The organism is Streptomyces sp. NPDC001443, assembly GCF_053597355.1.
This window is the reverse complement of record NZ_JBSFIA010000001.1, coordinates 270,990-291,765: the sequence shown is the minus strand read 5'-3', so window position 1 is coordinate 291,765 and position 20,776 is coordinate 270,990. Positions and strand designations below refer to the sequence as shown.

19 protein-coding genes are annotated in these 20,776 nt (G+C 73.0%); 9 read left to right on the top strand and 10 right to left on the bottom strand.

All coding sequences use genetic code 11. From position 1 onward, the window contains the following. Positions 1 to 58: 58 nt before the first annotated feature. Together ACWC24_RS01295 and ACWC24_RS01290 are read right to left on the bottom strand one after the other, a co-directional pair. Positions 59 to 841 carry a hypothetical protein gene (locus ACWC24_RS01295; protein ID WP_450660755.1) on the bottom strand — a complete coding sequence of 261 codons (783 nt, stop codon included), beginning with the start codon at positions 839 to 841 and terminating at the stop codon, positions 59 to 61. Between the two features lies 1 nt (position 842). After that, positions 843 to 1,379, bottom strand: coding sequence for an RNA polymerase sigma factor (locus ACWC24_RS01290; RefSeq protein ID WP_450660754.1), 537 nt, complete (start codon positions 1,377 to 1,379; stop codon positions 843 to 845). 341 nt (positions 1,380 to 1,720) lie between these two features. Here ACWC24_RS01290 and ACWC24_RS01285 point away from each other — a divergent pair, with 341 nt between their 5' ends. Continuing rightward, positions 1,721 to 2,758 (top strand): aspartate-semialdehyde dehydrogenase, encoded by a 1,038-nt coding sequence (locus tag ACWC24_RS01285; RefSeq protein ID WP_450660753.1) that lies wholly within the window; start codon positions 1,721 to 1,723, stop codon positions 2,756 to 2,758. Between the two features lie 12 nt (positions 2,759 to 2,770). On the opposite strand, the gene ACWC24_RS01280 is transcribed toward ACWC24_RS01285, so the two are convergent. Next, the gene (locus ACWC24_RS01280; protein WP_450660752.1) at positions 2,771 to 3,328 is read right to left on the bottom strand and encodes a DUF1203 domain-containing protein; all 558 of its coding nucleotides are present in this window, start codon (positions 3,326 to 3,328) and stop codon (positions 2,771 to 2,773) included. Between the two features lie 112 nt (positions 3,329 to 3,440). Here ACWC24_RS01280 and pepN point away from each other — a divergent pair, with 112 nt between their 5' ends. After that, a complete protein-coding gene (gene pepN / locus ACWC24_RS01275) occupies positions 3,441 to 6,014 on the top strand; it encodes an aminopeptidase N (protein ID WP_450660751.1) in 2,574 nt (857 codons plus the stop codon). A gap of 178 nt (positions 6,015 to 6,192) precedes the next feature. Here the strand turns inward: pepN and ACWC24_RS01270 are convergent, their stop codons facing one another. The 4 genes from ACWC24_RS01270 to ACWC24_RS01255 form a co-directional block, all read right to left on the bottom strand. Continuing rightward, positions 6,193 to 7,686, bottom strand: a complete 1,494-nt coding sequence (locus ACWC24_RS01270) for an FAD-dependent monooxygenase (protein WP_450660750.1) — start codon at positions 7,684 to 7,686, stop codon at positions 6,193 to 6,195. 222 nt (positions 7,687 to 7,908) lie between these two features. Then, complete coding sequence (locus ACWC24_RS01265; RefSeq protein ID WP_450660749.1) at positions 7,909 to 8,187, bottom strand: hypothetical protein; 279 nt, start codon at positions 8,185 to 8,187, stop codon at positions 7,909 to 7,911. Positions 8,188 to 8,265: 78 nt separating this feature from the next. Continuing rightward, positions 8,266 to 10,425 carry a 4-alpha-glucanotransferase gene (malQ, locus tag ACWC24_RS01260; RefSeq protein ID WP_450660748.1) on the bottom strand — a complete coding sequence of 720 codons (2,160 nt, stop codon included), beginning with the start codon at positions 10,423 to 10,425 and terminating at the stop codon, positions 8,266 to 8,268. Next, positions 10,426 to 10,614: a hypothetical protein gene (locus tag ACWC24_RS01255; RefSeq protein ID WP_450660747.1), complete on the bottom strand. Its 189-nt coding sequence runs from the start codon at positions 10,612 to 10,614 to the stop codon at positions 10,426 to 10,428. 224 nt (positions 10,615 to 10,838) lie between these two features. On the opposite strand from ACWC24_RS01255, the gene ACWC24_RS01250 reads away from it, so the two are divergent. The 3 genes from ACWC24_RS01250 to ACWC24_RS01240 are packed head-to-tail and all read left to right on the top strand — an operon-like array spanning position 10,839 to position 13,431. Beyond that, entirely contained in the window at positions 10,839 to 11,372 is a 534-nt protein-coding gene (locus tag ACWC24_RS01250) for a PadR family transcriptional regulator (protein WP_450660746.1), read from the top strand. Further along, on the top strand, positions 11,369 to 12,067 hold the full coding sequence (locus tag ACWC24_RS01245; protein WP_450660745.1) for an ABC transporter ATP-binding protein: 699 nt from the start codon (positions 11,369 to 11,371) through the stop codon (positions 12,065 to 12,067). Before ACWC24_RS01250 ends, ACWC24_RS01245 begins: the two co-directional genes overlap by 4 nt. Then, positions 12,064 to 13,431 (top strand): FtsX-like permease family protein, encoded by a 1,368-nt coding sequence (locus tag ACWC24_RS01240; protein WP_450660744.1) that lies wholly within the window; start codon positions 12,064 to 12,066, stop codon positions 13,429 to 13,431. The genes ACWC24_RS01245 and ACWC24_RS01240 overlap by 4 nt, the downstream gene beginning before the upstream one ends. Positions 13,432 to 13,748: 317 nt before the next feature. Here the strand turns inward: ACWC24_RS01240 and ACWC24_RS01235 are convergent, their stop codons facing one another. Then, positions 13,749 to 14,285, bottom strand: a complete 537-nt coding sequence (locus ACWC24_RS01235) for an HNH endonuclease (RefSeq protein ID WP_162470012.1) — start codon at positions 14,283 to 14,285, stop codon at positions 13,749 to 13,751. Between the two features lie 323 nt (positions 14,286 to 14,608). Here ACWC24_RS01235 and ACWC24_RS01230 point away from each other — a divergent pair, with 323 nt between their 5' ends. Both ACWC24_RS01230 and ACWC24_RS01225 read left to right on the top strand, forming a co-directional pair. Further along, complete coding sequence (locus ACWC24_RS01230) at positions 14,609 to 15,709, top strand: mechanosensitive ion channel family protein (RefSeq protein WP_450660743.1); 1,101 nt, start codon at positions 14,609 to 14,611, stop codon at positions 15,707 to 15,709. 202 nt (positions 15,710 to 15,911) lie between these two features. Then, positions 15,912 to 16,532 carry a Uma2 family endonuclease gene (locus ACWC24_RS01225; RefSeq protein ID WP_450660742.1) on the top strand — a complete coding sequence of 207 codons (621 nt, stop codon included), beginning with the start codon at positions 15,912 to 15,914 and terminating at the stop codon, positions 16,530 to 16,532. Here the strand turns inward: ACWC24_RS01225 and ACWC24_RS01220 are convergent. Together ACWC24_RS01220 and ACWC24_RS01215 are read right to left on the bottom strand one after the other, a co-directional pair. Continuing rightward, the gene (locus ACWC24_RS01220; RefSeq protein WP_450660741.1) at positions 16,522 to 17,175 is read right to left on the bottom strand and encodes a hypothetical protein; all 654 of its coding nucleotides are present in this window, start codon (positions 17,173 to 17,175) and stop codon (positions 16,522 to 16,524) included. The two genes, ACWC24_RS01225 and ACWC24_RS01220, sit on opposite strands and share 11 nt — an antisense overlap. Before the next feature lie 74 nt (positions 17,176 to 17,249). Continuing rightward, the gene (locus ACWC24_RS01215) at positions 17,250 to 17,813 is read right to left on the bottom strand and encodes a hypothetical protein (RefSeq protein WP_450660740.1); all 564 of its coding nucleotides are present in this window, start codon (positions 17,811 to 17,813) and stop codon (positions 17,250 to 17,252) included. Positions 17,814 to 18,109: 296 nt separating this feature from the next. Between ACWC24_RS01215 and ACWC24_RS01210 the strand changes: the two genes are divergently transcribed. Next, positions 18,110 to 19,318, top strand: a complete 1,209-nt coding sequence (locus tag ACWC24_RS01210; protein ID WP_450660739.1) for an ROK family transcriptional regulator — start codon at positions 18,110 to 18,112, stop codon at positions 19,316 to 19,318. Positions 19,319 to 19,443: 125 nt separating this feature from the next. Beyond that, positions 19,444 to 20,775: an ABC transporter substrate-binding protein gene (locus ACWC24_RS01205; RefSeq protein WP_450661031.1), complete on the top strand. Its 1,332-nt coding sequence runs from the start codon at positions 19,444 to 19,446 to the stop codon at positions 20,773 to 20,775. The last annotated feature ends 1 nt before the right edge of the window (position 20,776 follow it).

Here is a 20,776-nt window from a genome sequence, read left to right as displayed (position 1 = left end):
GTACGGCATCGGGGCGGGCGTCCGTACGGGCGCCCGCCCCTTCTCGTTGCCCCCGTGCTCACTCGCAGGTGAGGGAGCGCGATTCGGGCAGGGCCCGGCCGACGGCCGCCCGTTCCCGGGCGACGGCGTCGGCTCCGGTGATCCAGGCGTCGGCGAGCGCGGAGTGCTGCTCCACGACGACGAGGACGTGCTCGCCGGCCCGGGCGTCCGGCCCGGTCTCCCGCTCCAGCAGGAACCCGACCTCGGCCGGGGCCTTCACCGGTTTGTAGGAACGGGTCACGTGCAGCGTGACCCGGCTCCGCGCGGTGCCCGCCACCGGCGCCACGTCCGTGACGTCGCCCTCGACGACGAGCCGGGCGCACGCCAGGTACTGCGGGTTCTCCAGGGCCGCTCCGGCGGCCGACTCGGCCCCCGCTCCCTTGTTGTCGGCCTTCGCGGCGCTGTCCGAGGCGGCGGAAGCCCCGCTCACCGCGTCTCCGGCCCGGACCACCAGCCAGCCCGCCCCGACCACCAGCGCACCGGCCGCGGCGACGGCCACGGCGCGCAGCGCCAGGGCGAGCGGGCGGCGCCGGGGCGCGCGCGGCCGCTCGGCGGCGGGTACGGCGGCCGGGGCGGGTCCGGTGGCGGGTGCGGGTACGGCGGCGGGTGCGGGCGTGGTCAGGGCGTCCGCGACCAGGCCCAGGTGCCGCCGCAGCAGGGCCACCTCGGCCGTCGCGGCGCGGTGGGCCGCCAGGAACTCGGGGTCCGTGCGGGCCCGCTCGGACAGCGGTTCACCGGTGATCGCCGCCAGCAGGGCCTCGTCGGCGACGTCCGGCTCGCGGCCGTCGTGTCCGGCGGTCATGTCACACCACCTCGTCCTCGTGCAGTCGGACGCGCAGGGCCCGTACCGCCGTGTGCAGCCTGCTCTTGACCGTGCCCTCGGGGATGCCGAGCTCGTCGGCGATCGAACGGACCGGCAGATCGGCGTAGAAACGCAGGACGAGGACCTGCCGCTGGGCGTCCGGCAGCTCGTCCAGGCCCCGGGCGACGGCGAGGGAGAGCAGGCTGGTGTCCTCGCCGGAGTCGTGCGCGGGCTGGCGCAGGGAGGCCAGGCGCTCCCCGACGCGCTCCTGCCGGCGCCGGGCCCGGTGCCAGTCCATGGCCAGGTTGGAGGCGACGACCGCCGCCCACGCCGACACGTCACGCGGCGCCTCGCGGCCGCTCGCGGCCCGTTCCAGCAGCCGCAGACGGACCTGCTGCACCCCGTCCGGCAGGTCCGCCTGCGGCACCCCGCCCAGGGCGAGCACCGCCCGCACCCGGCGTTCCTGGGCCACGTCCAGCGGGTCGTCGCCCGTCGTGGCGTCGGCCCCCCGGCCGCGCCAGGCCTTTCTGCGCAGCACAAGCCACCCCCTCCGCACGTTTCCCCTACGACGCCGGCCGGGGCCGAAACGTTCGGCCGGGAGTCCGCGGGCGCCCCGAGGCGTACGTCACATCATCGTGTGGGCGAGGTGGCGGCGGGCAGGGTCCGGAGCAGCACAGCTTGCGGCGCGGAGCCCTCGCCGAGGGAATATCTCCAGCTCAGCGGGGGTTCGGTGGGCAGGAACGCACCTGGCGTCCGCGGGATCGCGTCCCATTCCTCGGGCACACCCGGCAAAGAATTGGACACATGGGCCAGGGGCGGCAGCATGATGGAAAAGCCCCGTCAGTCACACACGAGCAAACGCACGCAGAGGGAGTCGCCGTGAGGGTCGGAATCGTCGGAGCCACCGGTCAGGTCGGCACGGTCATGCGCAGGATCCTCGAGGAGCGCGACTTCCCGGTCACCGAGCTGCGGCTGTTCGCCTCGGCCCGCTCGGCGGGGACGGTCCTGGACGGCGTGACGGTGGAGGACGCGTCCACCGCCGACTACTCCGGCCTGGACATCGTGCTCTTCTCCGCGGGCGGTGCGACCTCGAAGGCGCTGGCCGAGAAGGTCGCCGCCCAGGGCGCCGTCGTGATCGACAACTCCTCCGCCTGGCGCCGGGACCCCGAGGTCCCCCTCGTCGTCTCCGAGGTGAACCCGCACGCGATCGCGGACCGCCCCAAGGGCATCATCGCCAACCCGAACTGCACGACGATGGCCGCGATGCCGGTCCTGAAGCCGCTGCACGAGGAGGCCGGTCTGGAGGCCCTGGTCGTCGCCACCTACCAGGCCGTCTCCGGCTCGGGCGTCGCGGGCGTCGCGGAGCTGCACGGCCAGGCGCTGAAGGTGGTCGCCGACGCCGACCGGCTCGCCCACGACGGCGCGGCGGTCGACTTCCCCGAGCCGCAGGTCTACAAGCGCCCCATCGCCTTCAACGTGCTCCCGCTCGCCGGGTCGATCGTCGACGACGGTCTCAACGAGACCGACGAGGAGCAGAAGCTCCGCAACGAGTCCCGCAAGATCCTGGAGATCCCGGAGCTGAAGGTCTCCGGCACCTGTGTGCGCGTCCCGGTCTTCTCCGGCCACTCGCTCCAGGTCAACGCCCGCTTCTCCCGCCCGATCGACGTGGCGCGCGCGACGGAGCTGCTGGGCGGTGCCCCGGGCGTGGTCCTCTCCGAGATCCCGACCCCGCTCCAGGCGGCCGGTCAGGACGCCTCGTACGTCGGCCGGATCCGCGCCGACGAGACCGTCGAGCACGGTCTCGCCCTGTTCGTCTCCAACGACAACCTGCGCAAGGGCGCGGCCCTGAACGCGGTGCAGCTCGCGGAGCTGGTGGCGGCGGAGCTCAAGGAGAAGGCCGCGGCGGCCCAGGCCTGACAGCTCCTGGTTCTAACGCCTGCCCACCTCGTAGAGGAAGCAGCCGTACTCGACGGCCCGGACGTGGACGAACGCCACGGACGGGTCGTCGAACGCGTTGTGGAACGCCTCGCGGAAGGCCGCGTCGCCGGGAGTCCCCACCAGCTCTCCGCCCAGGATGCGGCCCTCGGCCGAGTAGCGGCGCACGGTCCGGTGGGCGTTGGCGAACGGGACGCCGTCCCCGGCGCCGTCCTTGCCGGGTCCCGCGCACTCCCGCGCGTGGATGAACACGGGGCCCTGTTCGTCGTACGCCCCGAGGTCCGCGCCCGTGCGCGCCGCCCAGCGGCGCAGGGGCGCGTACGAGACCAGGGCGATCCGCTCGCCGGGCGCGCTGCGGCGCAGACAGCAGCGCAGCGGGGAGCCGCCCTCGTCGTCGGTGAACGGGGCGCAGGGCCGCCCGGCGTCGTCGGCGGTGCGCAGTCGCGCCAGGTCCGACGGGGCGATGGGCCGGACCGCATAAGCCGCGGATCCCACCGCAGGTACGGCCGGGCGGGTGGTCGGGCCGGGGTGCGTGGCCGGGTGTGTCGTCATGCCCTCAGGCTCGCGCTCCTGCGCGCCGTCCACCGGCGGGTTTTGGACATCGCGTTCCGTGCAGGTCACATGGAAGGATGGCGCAACCGACACATAACGAGGAGATGAACGCGTGCCTGGCACAAACCTGACTCGCGAAGAGGCGCAGCAGCGGGCGTCGCTGCTCACCGTTGACTCGTACGAGATCGATCTCGACCTCTCCGGCGCTCAGGAGGGCGGCACCTACCGGTCCGTGACCACGGTGCGCTTCGACGTCGCCGAAGGGGACACGGAGTCCTTCATCGACCTGGTGGCCCCGGCCGTCCACGAGGTCACCCTGAACGGCGACGCGCTCGACCCGGCCGAGGTCTTCGCCGACTCCCGGATCGCACTGCCGGGCCTGCTCGCGGGCCGCAACGTGCTGCGGGTCGTCGCGGACTGCGCGTACACCAACACCGGTGAGGGCCTGCACCGGTTCGTCGACCCGGTCGACGAGCAGGCCTATCTGTACACCCAGTTCGAGGTGCCGGACGCCCGTCGCGTCTTCGCCTCGTTCGAACAGCCGGACCTGAAGGCGACGTTCCAGTTCACCGTGAAGGCGCCGGCCGGCTGGACGGTCGTCTCCAACTCGCCGACGCCCGAACCGAAGGACGACGTCTGGGAGTTCGCGCCGACGCCGCGCATCTCGACGTACATCACCGCGCTGATCGTCGGCCCGTACCACTCGGTGCACAGCGTGTACGAGAAGGACGGGCAGTCGGTGCCGCTCGGCATCTACTGCCGGCCCTCCCTCGCCGAGTTCCTGGACTCGGACGCCGTCTTCGAGGTGACCCGGCAGGGCTTCGACTGGTTCCAGGAGAAGTTCGACTACGCGTACCCCTTCGAGAAGTACGACCAGCTGTTCGTGCCGGAGTTCAACGCGGGTGCGATGGAGAACGCGGGCGCGGTCACCATCCGCGACCAGTACGTCTTCCGGTCGAAGGTGACCGACGCGGCCTACGAGCTGCGGGCGGAGACCATCCTGCACGAGCTGGCCCACATGTGGTTCGGCGACCTGGTCACCATGGAGTGGTGGAACGACCTGTGGCTGAACGAGTCGTTCGCCACCTACACCTCCATCGCCTGCCAGGCGTACGCGCCCGGCTCGCGCTGGCCGCACTCCTGGACCACGTTCGCCAACTCCATGAAGACCTGGGCGTACCGGCAGGACCAGCTGCCGTCCACCCACCCGATCATGGCCGAGATCAACGACCTCGACGACGTGCTCGTCAACTTCGACGGCATCACGTACGCCAAGGGCGCGAGCGTCCTGAAGCAGCTCGTCGCCTACGTCGGCATGGACGAGTTCTTCGCGGGCGTCCAGGCCTATTTCAAGCGGCACGCGTTCGGCAACACGCGCCTGTCCGACCTGCTCGGCGCGCTGGAGGAGACCTCCGGGCGCGATCTGAAGACCTGGTCGAAGCAGTGGCTGGAGACGGCGGGCATCAACATCCTGCGGCCCGAGATCGAGACGGACGCCGACGGGGTAATCACCTCCTTCGCCGTCCGCCAGGAGGCCCCGGCGCTCCCGGCCGGCGCCAAGGGCGAGCCGACGCTGCGCCCGCACCGCATCGCGATCGGCCTGTACGACCTCGACGGCGACAGCGGCAGGCTGGTGCGCGCCGAACGGGTGGAGCTGGACGTCGACGGCGAGCTGACGGCCGTGCCGCAGCTGGCCGGACGGGCCCGCCCGGACGTGGTCCTGCTCAACGACGACGACCTGTCGTACGCGAAGGTCCGGCTGGACGAGGCGTCCCTGGCGTTCGTCACGGAGCACCTGGGCGACTTCGAGTCGTCGCTGCCGCGTGCCCTGTGCTGGGCGTCGGCCTGGGACATGACCCGCGACGCCGAGCTCGCCACCCGCGACTACCTGTCCCTGGTGCTGTCCGGCATCGGCAAGGAGTCCGACATCGGTGTCGTGCAGTCGCTCCAGCGTCAGGTGAAGTCGGCGATCGACCTGTACGCCGACCCGACGGCCCGGGAGGCCCTGCTGACCCGCTGGACGGAGGCGACGCTGGCGCACCTGCAGTCGGCCGCGCCGGGCGGCGACCACCAGCTGGCCTGGGCGCGGGCGTTCGCGGCGACGGCCCGTACGCCGGAGCAGCTGGACCTGCTGGAGGCGCTGCTGGACGGGTCGCAGACGGTCGAGGGCCTGGCCGTGGACACCGAGCTGCGCTGGGCGTTCGTGGAGCGGCTCGCGGCCGTCGGACGCTTCGACGAGACGGAGATCGCGGCCGAGTACGAGCGGGACCGGACGGCCGCGGGCGAGCGGCACGCGGCGACCGCCCGGGCCGCCCGGCCGACCGAGGAGGCCAAGGCGGAGGCGTGGGCGTTGGTCGTCGAGTCCGACAAGCTCCCGAACGCCGTGCAGGAGGCGGTCATCGGCGGCTTCGTCCAGACCGACCAGCGCGAGCTGCTCACGCCGTACGCGGAGAAGTACTTCGAGGTCGTGAAGGACATCTGGGACGCGCGCTCGCACGAGATCGCCCAGCAGATCGCGGTCGGCCTCTACCCGGCCGTGCTGGTCTCCCAGGAGACGCTGGACCGGACGGACGCGTGGCTCGCCACCGCCCAGCCGAACGCGGCCCTGCGCCGCCTGATGTCCGAGTCCCGCGCCGGCGTCGAGCGCGCGCTGAAGGCACAGGCGGCGGACGCGGCGGCGTCCTAGCCCGCCCCGACGGCCCCGGCCGGTCCGCGTGCCGGACCGGCCGGTCCGTGGCAGGCGGGGCCGGTCCGGGCCGATGGTGTCGGCGGGAACGCAGGGCGGGTGACCTGGTCGGTCACCCGCCCTTCGGGCATACCCGTCGGCGGGGGGGGTGGCGGCGGTCTCCGCCCCGGTCACCGCACTAGCGGGTCTCCGCCGGGCCGACATGCGCGGTGAGCGCGGCCTCGATCGCGGCCGGGCCGGCGGTGTCGGCCGCCCAGGCGACATATCCGTCGGGCCGCACCAGCAGCGCCGTACGGCGGCCGCTCGCCCAGCGGGTCACGGCCAGCCGGTCCTTGCGGGCGCCCGGCTCCTCGTACGCCTCCGGGGTGACCAGCACGAACCGGCCGCCGCGCAGAGTTTCGTAGAGGCGGGTGCCGTCGGCGAGGGCGATGTCGGGGGCGCGGCTTCCGGTGAGGCGGTGGGAACCCCTGGGCGCCGGGTAGCGGTAGCCGATGCCGGTGATCTGGCCGATCGCCTTCCGGCGGGCCGGACCGACGGTCCCGAGGAAGGCGGCGAGTCCGGCGCGCAGGGCCAGCGTCCAGGGGCGCTTGGCCATCGCGAGGCGCACGATGCCGCCGCTGCTGCGCAGGACCGCCTTGCCGACGGGGTGCCGTTCGCCCTCGTAGGTGTCCAGGAGCGCGGGGTCCGCGTGGCCGTGGACCACCTGGGCGAGCTTCCAGCTCAGGTTGGCGGCGTCCTGGAGGCCGGTGTTCATGCCCTGTCCGCCGGCCGGTGTGTGCACATGGGCGGCGTCGCCGGCGAGGAAGACCCGGCCGACCCGGTAGGCGGGGGCCTGGCGTTCGTCGCTGTGGAAGCGGGACATCCAGCGGGCGTCGCGCATGCCGTAGTCGCGGCCGAGGGCGAGCCGGACGGTCTCCCTGACCTCGTCCAGGTCGAGGGGCTCGTGGTCGGGCACGTCGCGGGCCCGGTTCCAGGCGATGACCCGGTGGTAGCCGTCGCCGAAGGGAGCGATGAAGGCGAAGGCGTCACCGGCGGTGTTCACGGTGAGCAGGTTCTCGGGCTGCTCGGCCAGCCGCACATCGGCCAGGACGACGGAACGGATCACCGACTCGCCGGGGAAGGGCAGTCCGATCGCGTCCCGTACGGCACTGCGCATCCCGTCGCAGCCGACCACGTACGCCGCCCGCAGCTCCCCGGCCTCGCCACCGGCTCCGCGCGTCCGGACCGTCACGCCGTCCGCGTCCTGGGCCAGACCGGTGCACTCGGTCTCGTACCGGAAATCCACCCCGGCGGCGACCGCGCGGCGCTCCAGGACCTTCTCCACCTCGTACTGCGGGATGACGAGGAGGTGGTTGTAGCGGGAGGGCAGGGTGTCGAGGGTGATGGTGAGGCCGCCGAAGAGGCGCAGCCGGTCCAGGGGCCGCCCCACCGCCTCGATGTCGTCGGCGAGGCCGCGGGCGTCGAACTGCTCCAGGGTGCGGGCGTGCAGCACGAAGGCGCGGGAGAGGTTGCTGATCCTGTGCGGGCGCTTCTCCAGGAGCGTGACCCGCACCCCGGCGGTGGCGAGGTCCCCGGCGAGCAGGAGGCCGGTGGGGCCCGAGCCGACGACGATCACGGTGCCGGAGGTGTCCGTGGTGCCGGTCGTATCAGTGGTATCGGTGGTGTCGCTCATCCGGACCTCCCGGCCCTACCGGGCCTCGTGAGCCTGCTGGGCTGCCGACGGCCGTCGGCCGGCGTCCGCCGACGGCATCCGGGGTATCTGCCCGCACCGCGGCCGTGGAACCCTGCCGCGGATGCGCCGAGGGCGCCGACTTCACCTCCCGTACGGCTTCGGCCGGTACGAGGGGTGAGGACGGCGCCCTCGGAATGCGTCAGGATGCGACGGTGACCGTGATCAGGCCTTCGCGCCCGCCTTGGCGCCGACCTTGGGCCGACGGCTCTTCGGCTGGCGGTCCGTCGACTTGTCCAGGACCATCACCAGGGCCGTGATCCCCCCGAACAGCACCAGCGGGAGCACGACGTAGAGGCCCAGCGTCTCGATGACGCTCAGGCCCGAACCGGGGTCGTCGCCGTCGTCGCGGGTGAGCGCGAGCGCGGGGGACGACATGAGCAGCATCATCAGCGTCGTACCGGCAGCCAGGGCGCCGGCGCGCAGGGCGTTCTTCTTGTCCACGGTTCAAAAGTAGCGAACGCCCGGGACGGCCGCGCGCCCGGGGTGCCGTACACGGCGCGAGGGCCCCTCCGTACCCCCTCACCCCGGTCCGCCGCCCGCCTCCTCGTCCCGGCCCTCCCGGACCGCGTCCATCAGGGCGCGCACCCGCGGCGACGCGGCCAGTTCCTCCAGCGTCACCGGGCGGCCCTCGGGGTCGGCGATCGGCAGCCGCCAGTTCGGGTACTGGTCCCAGGTGCCCGGGAGGTTCTGCGGGCGCCGGTCCCCGACGCCGTCGGGGAGCCAGACCCCGATCAGCCGGGCGGGGGTGCGCAGCAGGAAGCGATGGACGGCCCGGACCTCGGCCTCCTCCGCGCCGACGGCGCCGGTGCCGGTGCCGACGCCGGCGCTGGTGCCGGTGCCGGTGTCGGACAGCAGTCCGAGCCGGGTGAGCAGGGTCAGCCACTCCCTCGTGTCGGCGGCCGCCTCGGCCCGCTCCTGCGCCAGGGGACGGGTCGACAGGCCCAGGCGGTCGCGGAGTTCGACGTGGTCGCCGGAGAGCCGGGAGGCGGTGGGCGGCAGGTCGTGGGTGGTGACGGTGGCGAGACAGTCGGGGCGCCAGCGCTCGGGCGGCAGCGGACGGCCGTCGCCGTCCCAGTCCCGTTCGAACCACAGCACCGACGTGCCGAGCACCCCGCGTTCGCGCAGCGCCTCGCGGACCCCGGGCTCCACGGTGCCGAGATCCTCGCCGATCACCACCGCCCGGGCCCGGGAGGCCTCCAGGACCAGGACGGCGAGCATGGCCTCGGCGTCGTAGCGGACGTAGGTGCCCTCGGTGGGCGGCAGGCCCTGCGGGACCCACCAGAGCCGGAACAGGCCCATGACGTGGTCGATGCGCAGGGCGCCCGCGTAGCGGAACAGGGCGCGCAGCAGGTCGCGGTAGGGGGCGTAGCCGGACTCGGCGAGCCGGTCCGGGCGCCAGGGCGGCAGGCCCCAGTCCTGGCCCCGGGCGTTGAAGGCGTCCGGCGGGGCGCCCACCGACATGCCCGCCGCGAAGTACTCCTGCTGCGCCCAGGCGTCGGCGCCGTCGGGGTGCACCCCGACGGCGAGGTCGTGCACCAGCCCGACCGGCATGCCGGCCTCGCGCGCGGTGCGCTGGGCGTCGGTGAGCTGGGCGTCGGTCAGCCAGGCGAGCCGGCTGTGGAAGTCGACGCGGTCCATCAGTTCGACCCGGGCGCGGGCGGTGTCCGCCGAGCGCGGGTCGCGCAGCCCGCCGGGCCAGCGGCTCCAGTCCGGGCCGTGCACCTCCGCGAGCGCGTACCAGGTGGCGTGGTCCTGGAGCGCCTCGCCCTGGTCGACGAGGAAGTCGCGGTAGGCGGCGTACCGGCCGGGTCCGAGCGGTACCTCCCGGACCAGTTCCAGCGCCTCCCGCTTGAGTTCCCACACCGCGTCCCGGTCGATCCACGCCCCCTTCTCCAGCACCGTCTCGCGCAGTCGCGCGGCCCGGTCCAGCAGCGAGCGCACCCGTTCGCGGTCCTCGACCCAGGCGAACTCGGGGATGTCCTCGACCCGCAGGTGGACCGGGTCGGGGAAACGGCGTGAGGAGGGCCGGTAGGGGGACGGGTCGGCGGGCGGGCCGGGCACGCCCGCGTGCAGCGGATTGACCTGGACGAATCCGGCGCCGAGCACGCGTCCGGCCCAGGCGGTGAGCTCGCCGAGGTCGCCGAGGTCGCCCATGCCCCAGGAGCGCCGCGACAGGAGGGAGTAGAGCTGGACGAGCAGTCCGTACGAGCGTCCGTCGGGGGTGGGCAGGCGGGGCGGGGCGACGACGAGGTGCGCCTGGGCCGTGCGGCCGTCGGGCGTGGTGGCAATCAGCCGGTGGACGCCGGGCGGAAGGTCGCCGACGGCGGTAGGGAGCTCGCCCTGCCCGATGATCCGGGTCCCGCCCTGTTCGGTGTCGACGCGCAGTCGGGTGCCCTCGGGCAGCGCGTCGAGCGCGCGGGGGGCGGTGCCGGTCCAGCAGACCACGGTGGGCGGCAGCAACCGCTCGCGCAGGGCGTGTTCCCGGGCGGCGAGGGCGGCGCGGGCGGCCTGCGGGGTGCCGGCGTCCACGCCGAGGGCGGCCAGGGCGCTGGTGACCGCGGCGGCCGAGGCCTCGACGGTGCGGTCCGGGGAGGGACTGTAGGAGGTGGCGACGCCGTGCAGCGCGGCGAGCCGTGACAGGTCCTCGGGGAGGGGCGCGGCCGTCCCGGGTGCGGTCATCTACGGCCTCGTGACGTCGATGTCCGCGGCGGCGAGCGGGGGCTCGCTGGTCAGGGGCTCCGCGTCGGGCAGCGGAGGTTCGCTGGTCAGCGGGGGCTCGGCACAGATCCGCTCCGCGCCGAAGGCCCGGCAGGCCTCGCGTTTGGAGGGGGCGGGGAGCAGCGGGCGGGTGGATGCGGGTGCGGCCACGGGGGCCTCCTTGTCGGGTACGGGTGACGCCGGACGGGGTCCGGAGGGGATCCGGACGGGATACCGCAGCCCTACCCACCGAGGGCTGTCGCAGACGTCCGAGGCGGGTAGAACGCACATGTCGTCACATTCCACACCCGTACTCCACGCTTCGGCCCTCATCCCGCGGATGCCTCGCGGGTCGCTATTCACTCAGTACATATAGCGAGTGCATAATGCTCTCCATGAGCACCCGTCACATCCTGCTGGGGCTGCTCGCCGGAGGGCCGAGCCATGGCTACGACCTCAAGCGACGCCACGACGAACGCTTTCCGCAGGCCCGTCCGCTGGCCTACGGGCAGGTCTACACGACCTTGCAGCGCCTGGTCCGCGACGGACTCGCCGAGGTCGAGGGGACCGGCTCGGACGGCGGCCCGGAGCGGACCACGTACCGCTCGACGGAGCAGGGCGCCGGTGAACTGGCCCGGTGGGCCGCGGAGATCGCGCCGCCGGCGCCGTTCGTGACGAACGAGATCTTCGCCAAGGTCGTCGTCTCGATCCTGGCCGGCGGCGACCCCGCCGCCTACCTCGGCGCGCAACGCGCCGCCCATCTGGAGCGGATGCGCGGGCTGACCGCCCTCAAGACCGATCCGGGTGCCGATCTGGCGACCGTGCTCTCGGCGGACTACGCCCTCAACCACCTCGACGCCGACCTCCGTTGGATGACCACCACGGCGGCCCGGCTGACCACTCTGACCGCGGAGGTCGACGCGACATGAACACCAAGGGGGAGGGCCCGGTGCCCCTTCTTCAGGCCCGTGACCTGGTCAAGACGTACGGCGGGAACGAAGCGCTGCGGGGCGCGTCGGTGGACCTGGGCGCGGGCGAGATCCTCGCCGTGACCGGCCCGAGCGGCAGTGGCAAGTCCACGCTGCTGCACTGCCTGGCGGGGATCGTACGGCCGGACCGGGGCTCGGTCGTCCACGGCGGCGAACGCCTCGACCAGCTGTCCGAGAAGCGGCTGAGCGAACTGCGCCGCACCGACTTCGGGGTGGTCTTCCAGTTCGGGCAGCTGATCCCTGAGCTGACGGCGATCGACAACGTGGCGCTGCCGCTGCTGCTGGCCGGGACGGCGCGGGCCACGGCCCGGGAGCGGGCCGGCGAGTGGCTGGAGCGGTTCGGGGTGCGCGGGCAGCGGGACCGGCGGCCGGGCGAGCTGAGCGGCGGCCAGGAGCAGCGGGTCGCCCTGGCCCGCGCCCTGGTCACCGGGCCGAAGGCGGTGTTCGCGGACGAGCCCACGGGGGCGCTGGACTCCCTGGCCGGCGAGCAGGTCATGACGGCGCTGGTGCACACGGCCCGCGCGTGCGGCACGGCGGTCGTACTGGTCACGCACGACGACCGGACGGCGGCGTACGCGGACCGCGAGATCCGGATGAGCGACGGGACCGTGCTCCCGGCGGAGGTGACCGCGTGAGGACCGACCTCCGTCTGGCCTGGGAACTGACCCGGGGATCCGACCGGCGCGAGTGGTGGCGGGTCGCTCTCACGGCGGCCGGGGCGGCGCCGGCGACCGGCTTCGCGCTCGCGGCCGTGTCCCTGGCCTCGCTGCGCGGCCGGTACGGCCTCACCGTCGGGCACGGGCTGCTGGACCAGCCCGGCACCCGCTCCGGGGTGATCGCCGGACTGCTGCTCCTGCTGGTCCCGGTGCTCGGATTCCTCGGCCAGTGTGCCCGGATCGGCGCGGTCCACCGCGACCGGAGGCTGGCCGCGCTGCGGCTGGCCGGGGCCGCGCCCGGGCAGGTGCGCCGGATCGCGGCGCTGGAGACGGGGCTGGCCTGTCTGCTGGGCTCGGTGCTCGCCACCGCCGGGGCCGTGCCGGTGCTGCTGCACCTGTGGTCCGCGCCGACCGCTCTCGCCTGGGCCGGATTCGCACTGGTCGCCGCGGGCGTGCCGGTGCTGGGCGCGGCGGCGGGCGCGCTGGCCCTGCGCCGCGTGGTGGCCTCGCCGCTGGGCCTGGTGCGCCGGGTGCGCCCTGTCTCCGGACGGGGGCCGGGGCTGCTGTTCCTGGGCGGGTCGCTGCTCGTGCTCCTGGCGGCCCCGGTCGCGATGGCGCTCACCTCCTCCGGCATGCCGGGTGTGGGGGCCGGAGGGCTGCCGCTGACGCTGGTCGGCCTGGTCGTCACCGTCGGGGCGGGCGCGGTGTGGCTGGCCGGGGCCGTGTCCGGGCTCACCGGACGGCTGCTGGCGCCCCGCGCCCGGTCCGCGGCGGCGCTGCTCGCGGCGGAGCGACTGCGCGACGACCCGTGGGCCGCAGCCCGCACCCATGCGGCCGTACTGCTGGTGACGGTGGTGGGGACGGCCTTCGTCGGGGTGCGGCAGGGCCTGCTCGACGGACTCGACGAGATGCGCCGCCTCCACCAGCTCGGTACGGACATGACCTACTACACGACGGGACTCGACCTCGTGGCCGTCGGCATCCTGGTCGCGGCCGCGATCGTCCTGTGCGGGCTGGCGATGGGCACCGCGGAGGCCCTGGCCACCCGTCGACGGGGCCTGGCCGCGCAGACCGCGGCCGGGGTGCCGCGGCGGGTGCTCGCCCGGGCGCTGCTGCTGGAGACCGCGCTGCCACTCGCCCCCTCGGTCCTGTCGGCGGGCGTGGGCGGCCTGGCGATCGGCGTCGGGTACGCCTTCGCCGTCTCGGGCCACGGCACACCGACGGTGCCGTACGCGGCGCTGGCGGTCCCGCCTGCGGTGTACGCCTGCTGTCTGCTGGCGGCGGCCACCTCGCTGCCCCTGCTGCACCGCTCGGTGCGCCCGGCGGAGCTGCGCCACACATGACCGGCCCCCGGCGCGTGAACCGACGTACGGGCGACGTTCGAACAGTCGCATGATCCCACGTACGGGCGACGCCCGGACAGCGGCGTGAACCACGTACGAGCACCGCGCGAACCGTCCCGCCCGACCGGCGCGAGAGCGCGCGCGAGCGGCGCGCCGGCGCGTCGGCAGCCGGTCGCACGCCTCGACAGCCGGGTGGGTGAACGGCGGCACGCGAACGGGGCCCGCGAGCGGGCGCGCGCGGGACGTCCTGCCCCGGGAGCACACGGGGCTCCCAGGGCCGGATCAAGGGGGCAGGGCGAACGCGAAGGCCCGGATCATCAGGCGGAGATGCCGTCGATCCGGGCCATGGCGTCGTCCGCGCCGAACGGCTGCAAGTAGGGCAGCCAGCGCGGGTCCCTATGCCCGGTGCCGATGATGCGCCAGGCCAGACCGGTGGGCGGAGCGGGTTTGTGGCGCAGCCGCCAGCCGATCTCGACGAGGTGACGGTCGGCCTTCACGTGGTTGCAGCGGCGACAGGACGCCACCACGTTGTCCCAGACGTGTTTGCCCCCGCGGCTGCGCGGGATGACGTGGTCGACGCTGGTTGCGACGCCACCGCAGTACATGCACCGGCCGCCGTCGCGGGCGAAGAGCGCACGACGGGTGAGCGGAACGGGCCCTCGATAGGGAACTCGGACGAATCGCTTGAGCCGGACCACGCTGGGTGCGGGGATCGTGACGGTTGCGCTGTGCATGAAGGCGCCGGATTCCTCTAGGCAGACGGCCTTGTTCTCGAGGACGAGGATGAGCGCACGGTGGAGCGGTACGACGCCGAGTGGTTCGTACGACGCGTTGAGGACCAGGACATGCGGCACGGATGCCTCCTTGGGCGTCGGCGGCGCGTGGCTCGCGCCGGGACGATCTGGAGTCAGTCTCCCCTCATGCCTGGTGAACGCGCCACCATGTCCCGGTAACGGGCTGGGAGTGTTTTCGACCACACGCCCGCGCGCCCCCGGGACAAGCCCTGCTCACACCCGGGTGAGCGGGGTCTCTCCTTCGCGTATCGCGCCGAAGCACCCGCCGTGCCCCGTTAGTGTGGTGATTCTGTCCGTCCGGTGACCCTTCCGTGACCTCGATGTGCGTGTCGACCTCGACCGCCGCACCGGACGCGGCAGCACAGCACCTGGAGGTACCTGCAGTGTCCTTGCCCGCCGTCCTGCCGGCCGCCGGCTCCGCACCGTCGCCGACTCCCACGCAGTCGCCGACCGTGACGGTGCCGTCCCTCCAGGACGCCCAGGAGAGCGCGACGAACGCGGCCAGCTGGGTCGAGCAGAACTGGTCGACGTGGCTCGCGATCGGTCTGAGGGTCCTGCTGATCCTGGTGATCGCGATGGTGCTCAGAGTGGCCGTGCAGCGGGCGATCACCAAGCTCATCGACCGGATGTCCCGGACCGCCGCGTCGGTCGACGGCACGGCGCTGGGCGGGCTGCTGGTCAACACCGAGCGGCGCCGTCAGCGCTCGCAGGCGATCGGCTCGGTGCTGCGCTCGGTGGCGAGCTTCCTCATCCTCGGCACGGCCGCCCTGATGGTGCTGTCCGCCTTCGAGATCAACCTCGCCCCGCTGCTGGCCTCCGCCGGTGTCGCGGGCGTGGCGATCGGTTTCGGCGCCCGCAACCTGGTCACGGACTTCCTGTCCGGCGTGTTCATGATCCTGGAGGACCAGTACGGCGTCGGGGACCAGATCGACGCGGGCGTGGCCACCGGCGAGGTCATCGAGGTCGGCCTGCGGGTGACCAAGCTGCGCGGCGCCAACGGCGAGATCTGGTACGTCCGCAACGGCGAGGTCAAGCGCATCGGCAACCTCTCCCAGGGCTGGGCGACGGCCGGCGTCGACGTGACCGTGCGCGCCTCGGAGGACCTCGACCGGGTGAAGACCACCCTCGACGCGGTCGCCGAGAAGATGAGCAAGGAGGAGCCCTGGAACGAGCTCCTGTGGAGCCCGATCGAGGTCCTCGGCCTGGACAGCGTGCTGCTGGACTCGATGGTGGTCCGGATCTCCGCGAAGACGATGCCGGGCAAGGCCCACACCGTGGAGCGCGAACTGCGCTGGCGGGTCAAGCGCGCCTTCGACGAGGCGGACATCCGCATCGTGGGCGGCGCGACGGCCCCCGTGGAGGCGGAGCCGGTCGACCCGGCCGCGTCGGTCGCGGCCCCGTCGGCCTTCGCCAACGCGGACTCCCCGCAGTCGATGGCGACGACCCCGATCACCCAGCCCCGCTCGTCGGCTCCGACGAAGTAGGCGGTACGGCAGGAGGGCGGCGCCCCGGAATCCCCGGGGCGCCGCCCTCCTCGCATGTCCACGCAGGGCCGGAACGATTCAGCACACTCGTTCGAGTGAACGGTCGAGGTATCCGGCACCACTGGGTGCTGGGCGCCCCATCGTTCTGCCGGGGCACCCGGCGCGGGCTTAGCCTGGCACCAGCGTGATGAGGAGAACCGCGATGAGCGCCGAACCGATCATGGAGCCGGTCATGACGCAACAGGACCCCATCGATCTGTTGATCGCGATCGAAGAGGCGTCCGTGGCGCCGATTCGGCCCGAGTACGTCGAGGGGACCGCCATCGTGCCGCCGCAGCCGAACCACAGACACAACCAGGGCGCGTTCAAGCTCGCCGTCCAGTTCTTCACTGTGGGGTTGGACCTGGCAGGTGTGGGAAACGGCTTTCGATTCGCCCACAAAGACGGCAATACCATGGCTCTCGTCATCCCTGACTTCTACGTCCTGTGCCGCGAGCCGACCGAACTTGACGAGTCCTACCGCAGGGCACACAAGGGCTGGTACCCCAGCGGCCTGATCGCCCTCGTGGGCGAAGTCACCTCCACCAACCACGAGACCGACACCGGCCCCAAGTTCCGCACCTACGCCGCCGCCGGCATCCCCGTCCACGTCCTGATCGACCGCCACACCGGGACGGCCCACTGCTACTCGGACCCTCACCTGCCCGGCGACGACCCCACCGAGGCCTACTACGGCACCGACACCAAGGTCGACCTCGGCGACCCCCTGCCCCTCCCGGCCCCCTACCCCACCCTGGACACGGCCCCCTTCCTCACCGCCTGAGCGGGAGCGGACCGCAGGCCAGTTCGTAGGCCTCCTCGGACATGGCCTCCTCGCCGGGATCCACTCCACAGGCGAGGGAGCCGTCGGCGTTCCCGAACCAGGTGGTCACACTGCCGTGGACGTCACGGCCGGGGCAGGTCACGGTGAAGCTCGCCTCGACGACCAGGACGCCCTCGGCCTCGACCAGACGCTGCCCGTTCCCGACGGCGCCGACCCTGGAGGGGGTGTGGTGCCGGTCGGCGGACTCCTCCCCCGGGGCGGCGAGTTGCTCGGCGTCCAGCCCTTCGGAGAGGTGCTCGGCGAGGGCGGCGAGGACACGGTGCGCCGACACGCCGCCGTCGCTCGTGTCGACCCGGGGCACGATGTTGCGCACCAGCCCGAGGCGGAACGTGATCCATCCGCCCTTCCTGTCGTCGGTCACGACCGGCGAGATCTCGGTGAGCCGGTACCCGCGACGCACCGAGGACCACCGGAAGGTCCCGCCCGCGCAGGACGGTGCGGGCGAGGCGGCCGGTGCGTCGGCCCGCACCGCGCCCGCGGCCGCGTCCCGCGCCGGCTTCCCGGCGACCGCCGCACAGCCCGCCGCCGACGGGACGACCGCGCACAGCAGCGCCACCGTCGCCCACACCTGACGCCGTACCATTCCCCGCCCCCTGTCCCTGTGCCCCACGCCCGTGGCGAAGAAGCGCTCCGTGTACGTCGTGTCCGAGGGCCTCTTCACCGCGCCGTGCCGCCCGAGGCGTCGGCGGGTTCGAGGGTCCGCACTATCTGGCACAGCGCGACGAGCGCGACGCCCTGGAACAGCGCGAGGTCGGCCAGGCCCTCGCCCACCCGGACCTCCACCCGGGCGGCGCCGAGAGCCTCGTCGAAGGTCACCGAGGCCTGCGCGGACCTCCGGACACCCCGCAGGCGCCGGCGGAAGCGGACCGGATTGCCGCCGTCCGCTCCCGCGAGGGCGAACACCCGGTCGGACGCGCGCAGTTCTGCGCGGATGCGGTCGAACGGAGTGCCGGTCAGGGTGTGCGCCCGGTCGTCCCGCAGGAGGTCCTCGGTGACCGGGAGGCCCAGGCCGCGGGTCCACCGCGCCAGGGAACGGGCCCGGTGGACGGCCCGGACGAGGGAGAACAGCGCGTCCACGAGCAGGAACAGGAACACGTCGGCGGGCGTCCTCCAGGAGACCCCTTCGGCGACGAGGCCGATCACGACGTCCACCGCCATCAGGGGCAGCACGCGCACGAACGTGGTCGCCCAGATCCTCGTCCGGAGCCCTCCGTGGACCATCTTCCGCCCTTTCACGCCCACTCGGATCGGACCCGGCCGTCCGAACAGGTGGAGCGCCGAGGGAGTTGAGACTGTAAGCCCCTCCGGCCAGGCAGAACAGGGGCGTGACGCAGTCGTGACGCGTCGGGGCGGGCGTCCGGGGATCACCCGGGGCCGGGCGGTCTCTCTTGACGCCCGCTTCTCCCGGGCTTAGGTTCCTGCCACCGAATAGGAAACCTTCCTAACAGTGATCACCGGATGGACTTCCCCACCCGGTCGCTGAGAGGCTGGACGGCCGAGAGGCAGGTGTCGACCCCATGGCAGGAACCACCGGTACGCCGGGCACCCCGCGCGTCCTGCGCGCCATGAACGACCGTGCCGCGCTCGACCTCCTGCTGGAGCACGGGCCGCTGTCCCGCACCCGCATCGGCAAGCTCACCGGCCTGTCCAAGCCCACCGCCTCCCAGCTGCTGGCCCGGCTGGAGGCGGCGGGGCTCGTCCTGGCCACCGGCATCAGCGAGGGCCGCCCCGGCCCCAGCGCGCAGCTGTACGAGGTCGACCCGACCGCCGCGTACGCGGCCGGACTCGACGTCACCCCCGAACGCATCCACGCCGCCGTCGCCGACATCACCGGCCGTACGGTCGGCGCGTACGAACTGCCCACCCCCGGCAGGAAGTCGGCGTCGGTCGTCCAGCAGGTCACCGACGCGCTCGACGGCGCGGTGAAGGCGGCCGGGCTCGCCCGCGCCGACGTCCACCGCGTCGTCATCGGCACCCCCGGCGCCTTCGACCCCAACACCGGCCGGCTGCGCTACGCCTCCCATCTGCCCGGCTGGCACACCCCGGCCCTCCTCGACGAACTCGCCGCCGCCCTGCCGATGCCGGTCGAGTACGAGAACGACGTCAACCTCGTCGCCGTGGCCGAGCAGCGGCTGGGCGCGGCCCGCGGCCACGCGGACTTCGTCCTGCTGTGGAACGAGGGCGGCCTCGGCGCCGCGCTCGTGCTCGGCGGCCGTCTGCACCGCGGCTGGACCGGCGGTGCCGGTGAGGTCGGCTTCCTGCCGGTGCCCGGCGCGCCCCTGGTCCGCCAGGTGACCAGGACCGGCAGCGGCGGCTACCAGGAGCTGGCCGGTTCGCAGGCGCTGCCCCGGCTGGCCCGGGAACTGGGCGTGACCGGGATCCCGTCCGGCCCGTACACCGAGGTCGCCGCCGCCCTCGTGGCCCGCGCGGCCACGGCCGACGACGGCCCGGAGCGGCAACTGCTCCAGACGTACGCGACCCGGCTCGCCACCGGTCTGGCCTCGCTCGTCTCCGTCCTCGACCCCGAACTCGTCGTCCTCAGCGGCGCCTCGCTCACCTCCGGCGGCGAGCCGCTGCGCGCGCTGGTCCAGGCCGAACTGGCCGAGCTGGCCGCCACCCGGCCCCGGCTGCTGGTCGGCGGCGTCACCGAACACCCCGTGCTGCGCGGCGCGTTGGAGAGCGCGCTGGCGGCCACCCGCGACGAGGTCTTCGACACCTCGCGCTGATGCGCTGATCCCGGCAGGCACCACCTCCTCCCGCACCACCTCCGCCTCCTCCCGCTTCACACCTCCACCGCCTCCCCTTCCTCTCACCCCGCCCGTCCCAGGGAGATTCCGTCATGCCCGAAGTCATGCCCACAGCGGTACGCAAGGCAGCGCTCGTCCTGACCGCGTCGGCGATCCTCCTCACCACCGCCTGCACCGGCCAGAGCGACTCCGGCGCGAGCGACGACGCGTCGAAGGAGACGACCATCGACTTCTGGCACGCCTGGAGCGCGCCCTCCGAGGTCAAGGCCGTGCAGGCGCTGGTCGACGGCTTCGAGAAGAAGCACCCGAACATCCACGTCGACGTCGTCGGCAACGTGACCGACGACAAGATCAACCAGGCGCTGCGGGCGGGCGGCGACAAGGCGCCCGACGTCATCTCGTCCTTCACCACGAACAACGTCGGCAAGTTCTGCTCCTCGGGCGCCCTGACCGATCTGAACCCGTTCTTCAAGAAGTCCGGCATCGACCCGGAGACGACGTTCCCGAAGGCGATGAACGAGTACACCCAGTTCGACGGCGACCGCTGCGCGGCACCGCTGCTGGGCGACGCCTACGGCCTCTACTACAACAAGACGGCGTTCGCGAAGGTCGGCATCAAGAACCCGCCGCGCACCTGGTCCGAGTTCGAGGCCGACGCCAAGAAGCTGACGATCGCCAAGGGCGACTCGTACACGCAGCTCGGGTTCATGCCGAACTACCACGGCTGGGAGTCCACGACCGAGCACTACTTCGGGCAGTTCTCCCCGACGTACTTCGACAGCAGCGGGAAGTCCGACCTCGCCAAGGACCCCGCGTTCGAAGCCGGTTTCACGCTCCAGAAGCGGCTCGTCGACGAACTCGGCGGATTCCGGCGGCTGGAGAAGTTCCGCTCCACACTCGGCGACGAATGGGGCCCCAAGCACCCCTTCCAGACCGGCCAGGTCGCCATGCAGCTGGACGGCGAGTGGCGCCTGGGCATGGCCATGGAGACCAAGCCGGACTTCGAGATCGGCGTCGCCCCGCTGCCCGTGCCCGACGATCAGGCGGCCCAGTACGGCAAGGGCTACATCACCGGCACGATCGCGGGCATAGCCGCCAACAGCCGTAAGCAGAACGCGGCCTGGGAGCTGGTGAAGTACATGACCACCGACACGGAAGCCGTCGTGGACTTCTCCAACGCCATCCACAACGTGCCCTCCACGCTGGCCGCCCTGAAGTCGCCGAAGCTGAAGTACGACCCGCGCTTCAAGACGTTCCTCGACATCGCCGCGAACCCGGCCTCGACCACGACACCCGCCTCGATCAACGGCGGGGTGTACCTCGTGACGATCCAGCAGTTCGGCTACGACTACGAGAGCGGCAAGGTGAAGGACCTGGCGTCCGGCCTGGCCGCGACGGCCGCGCAGATCGACACGGACATCGCGCAGGCGAAGTAGG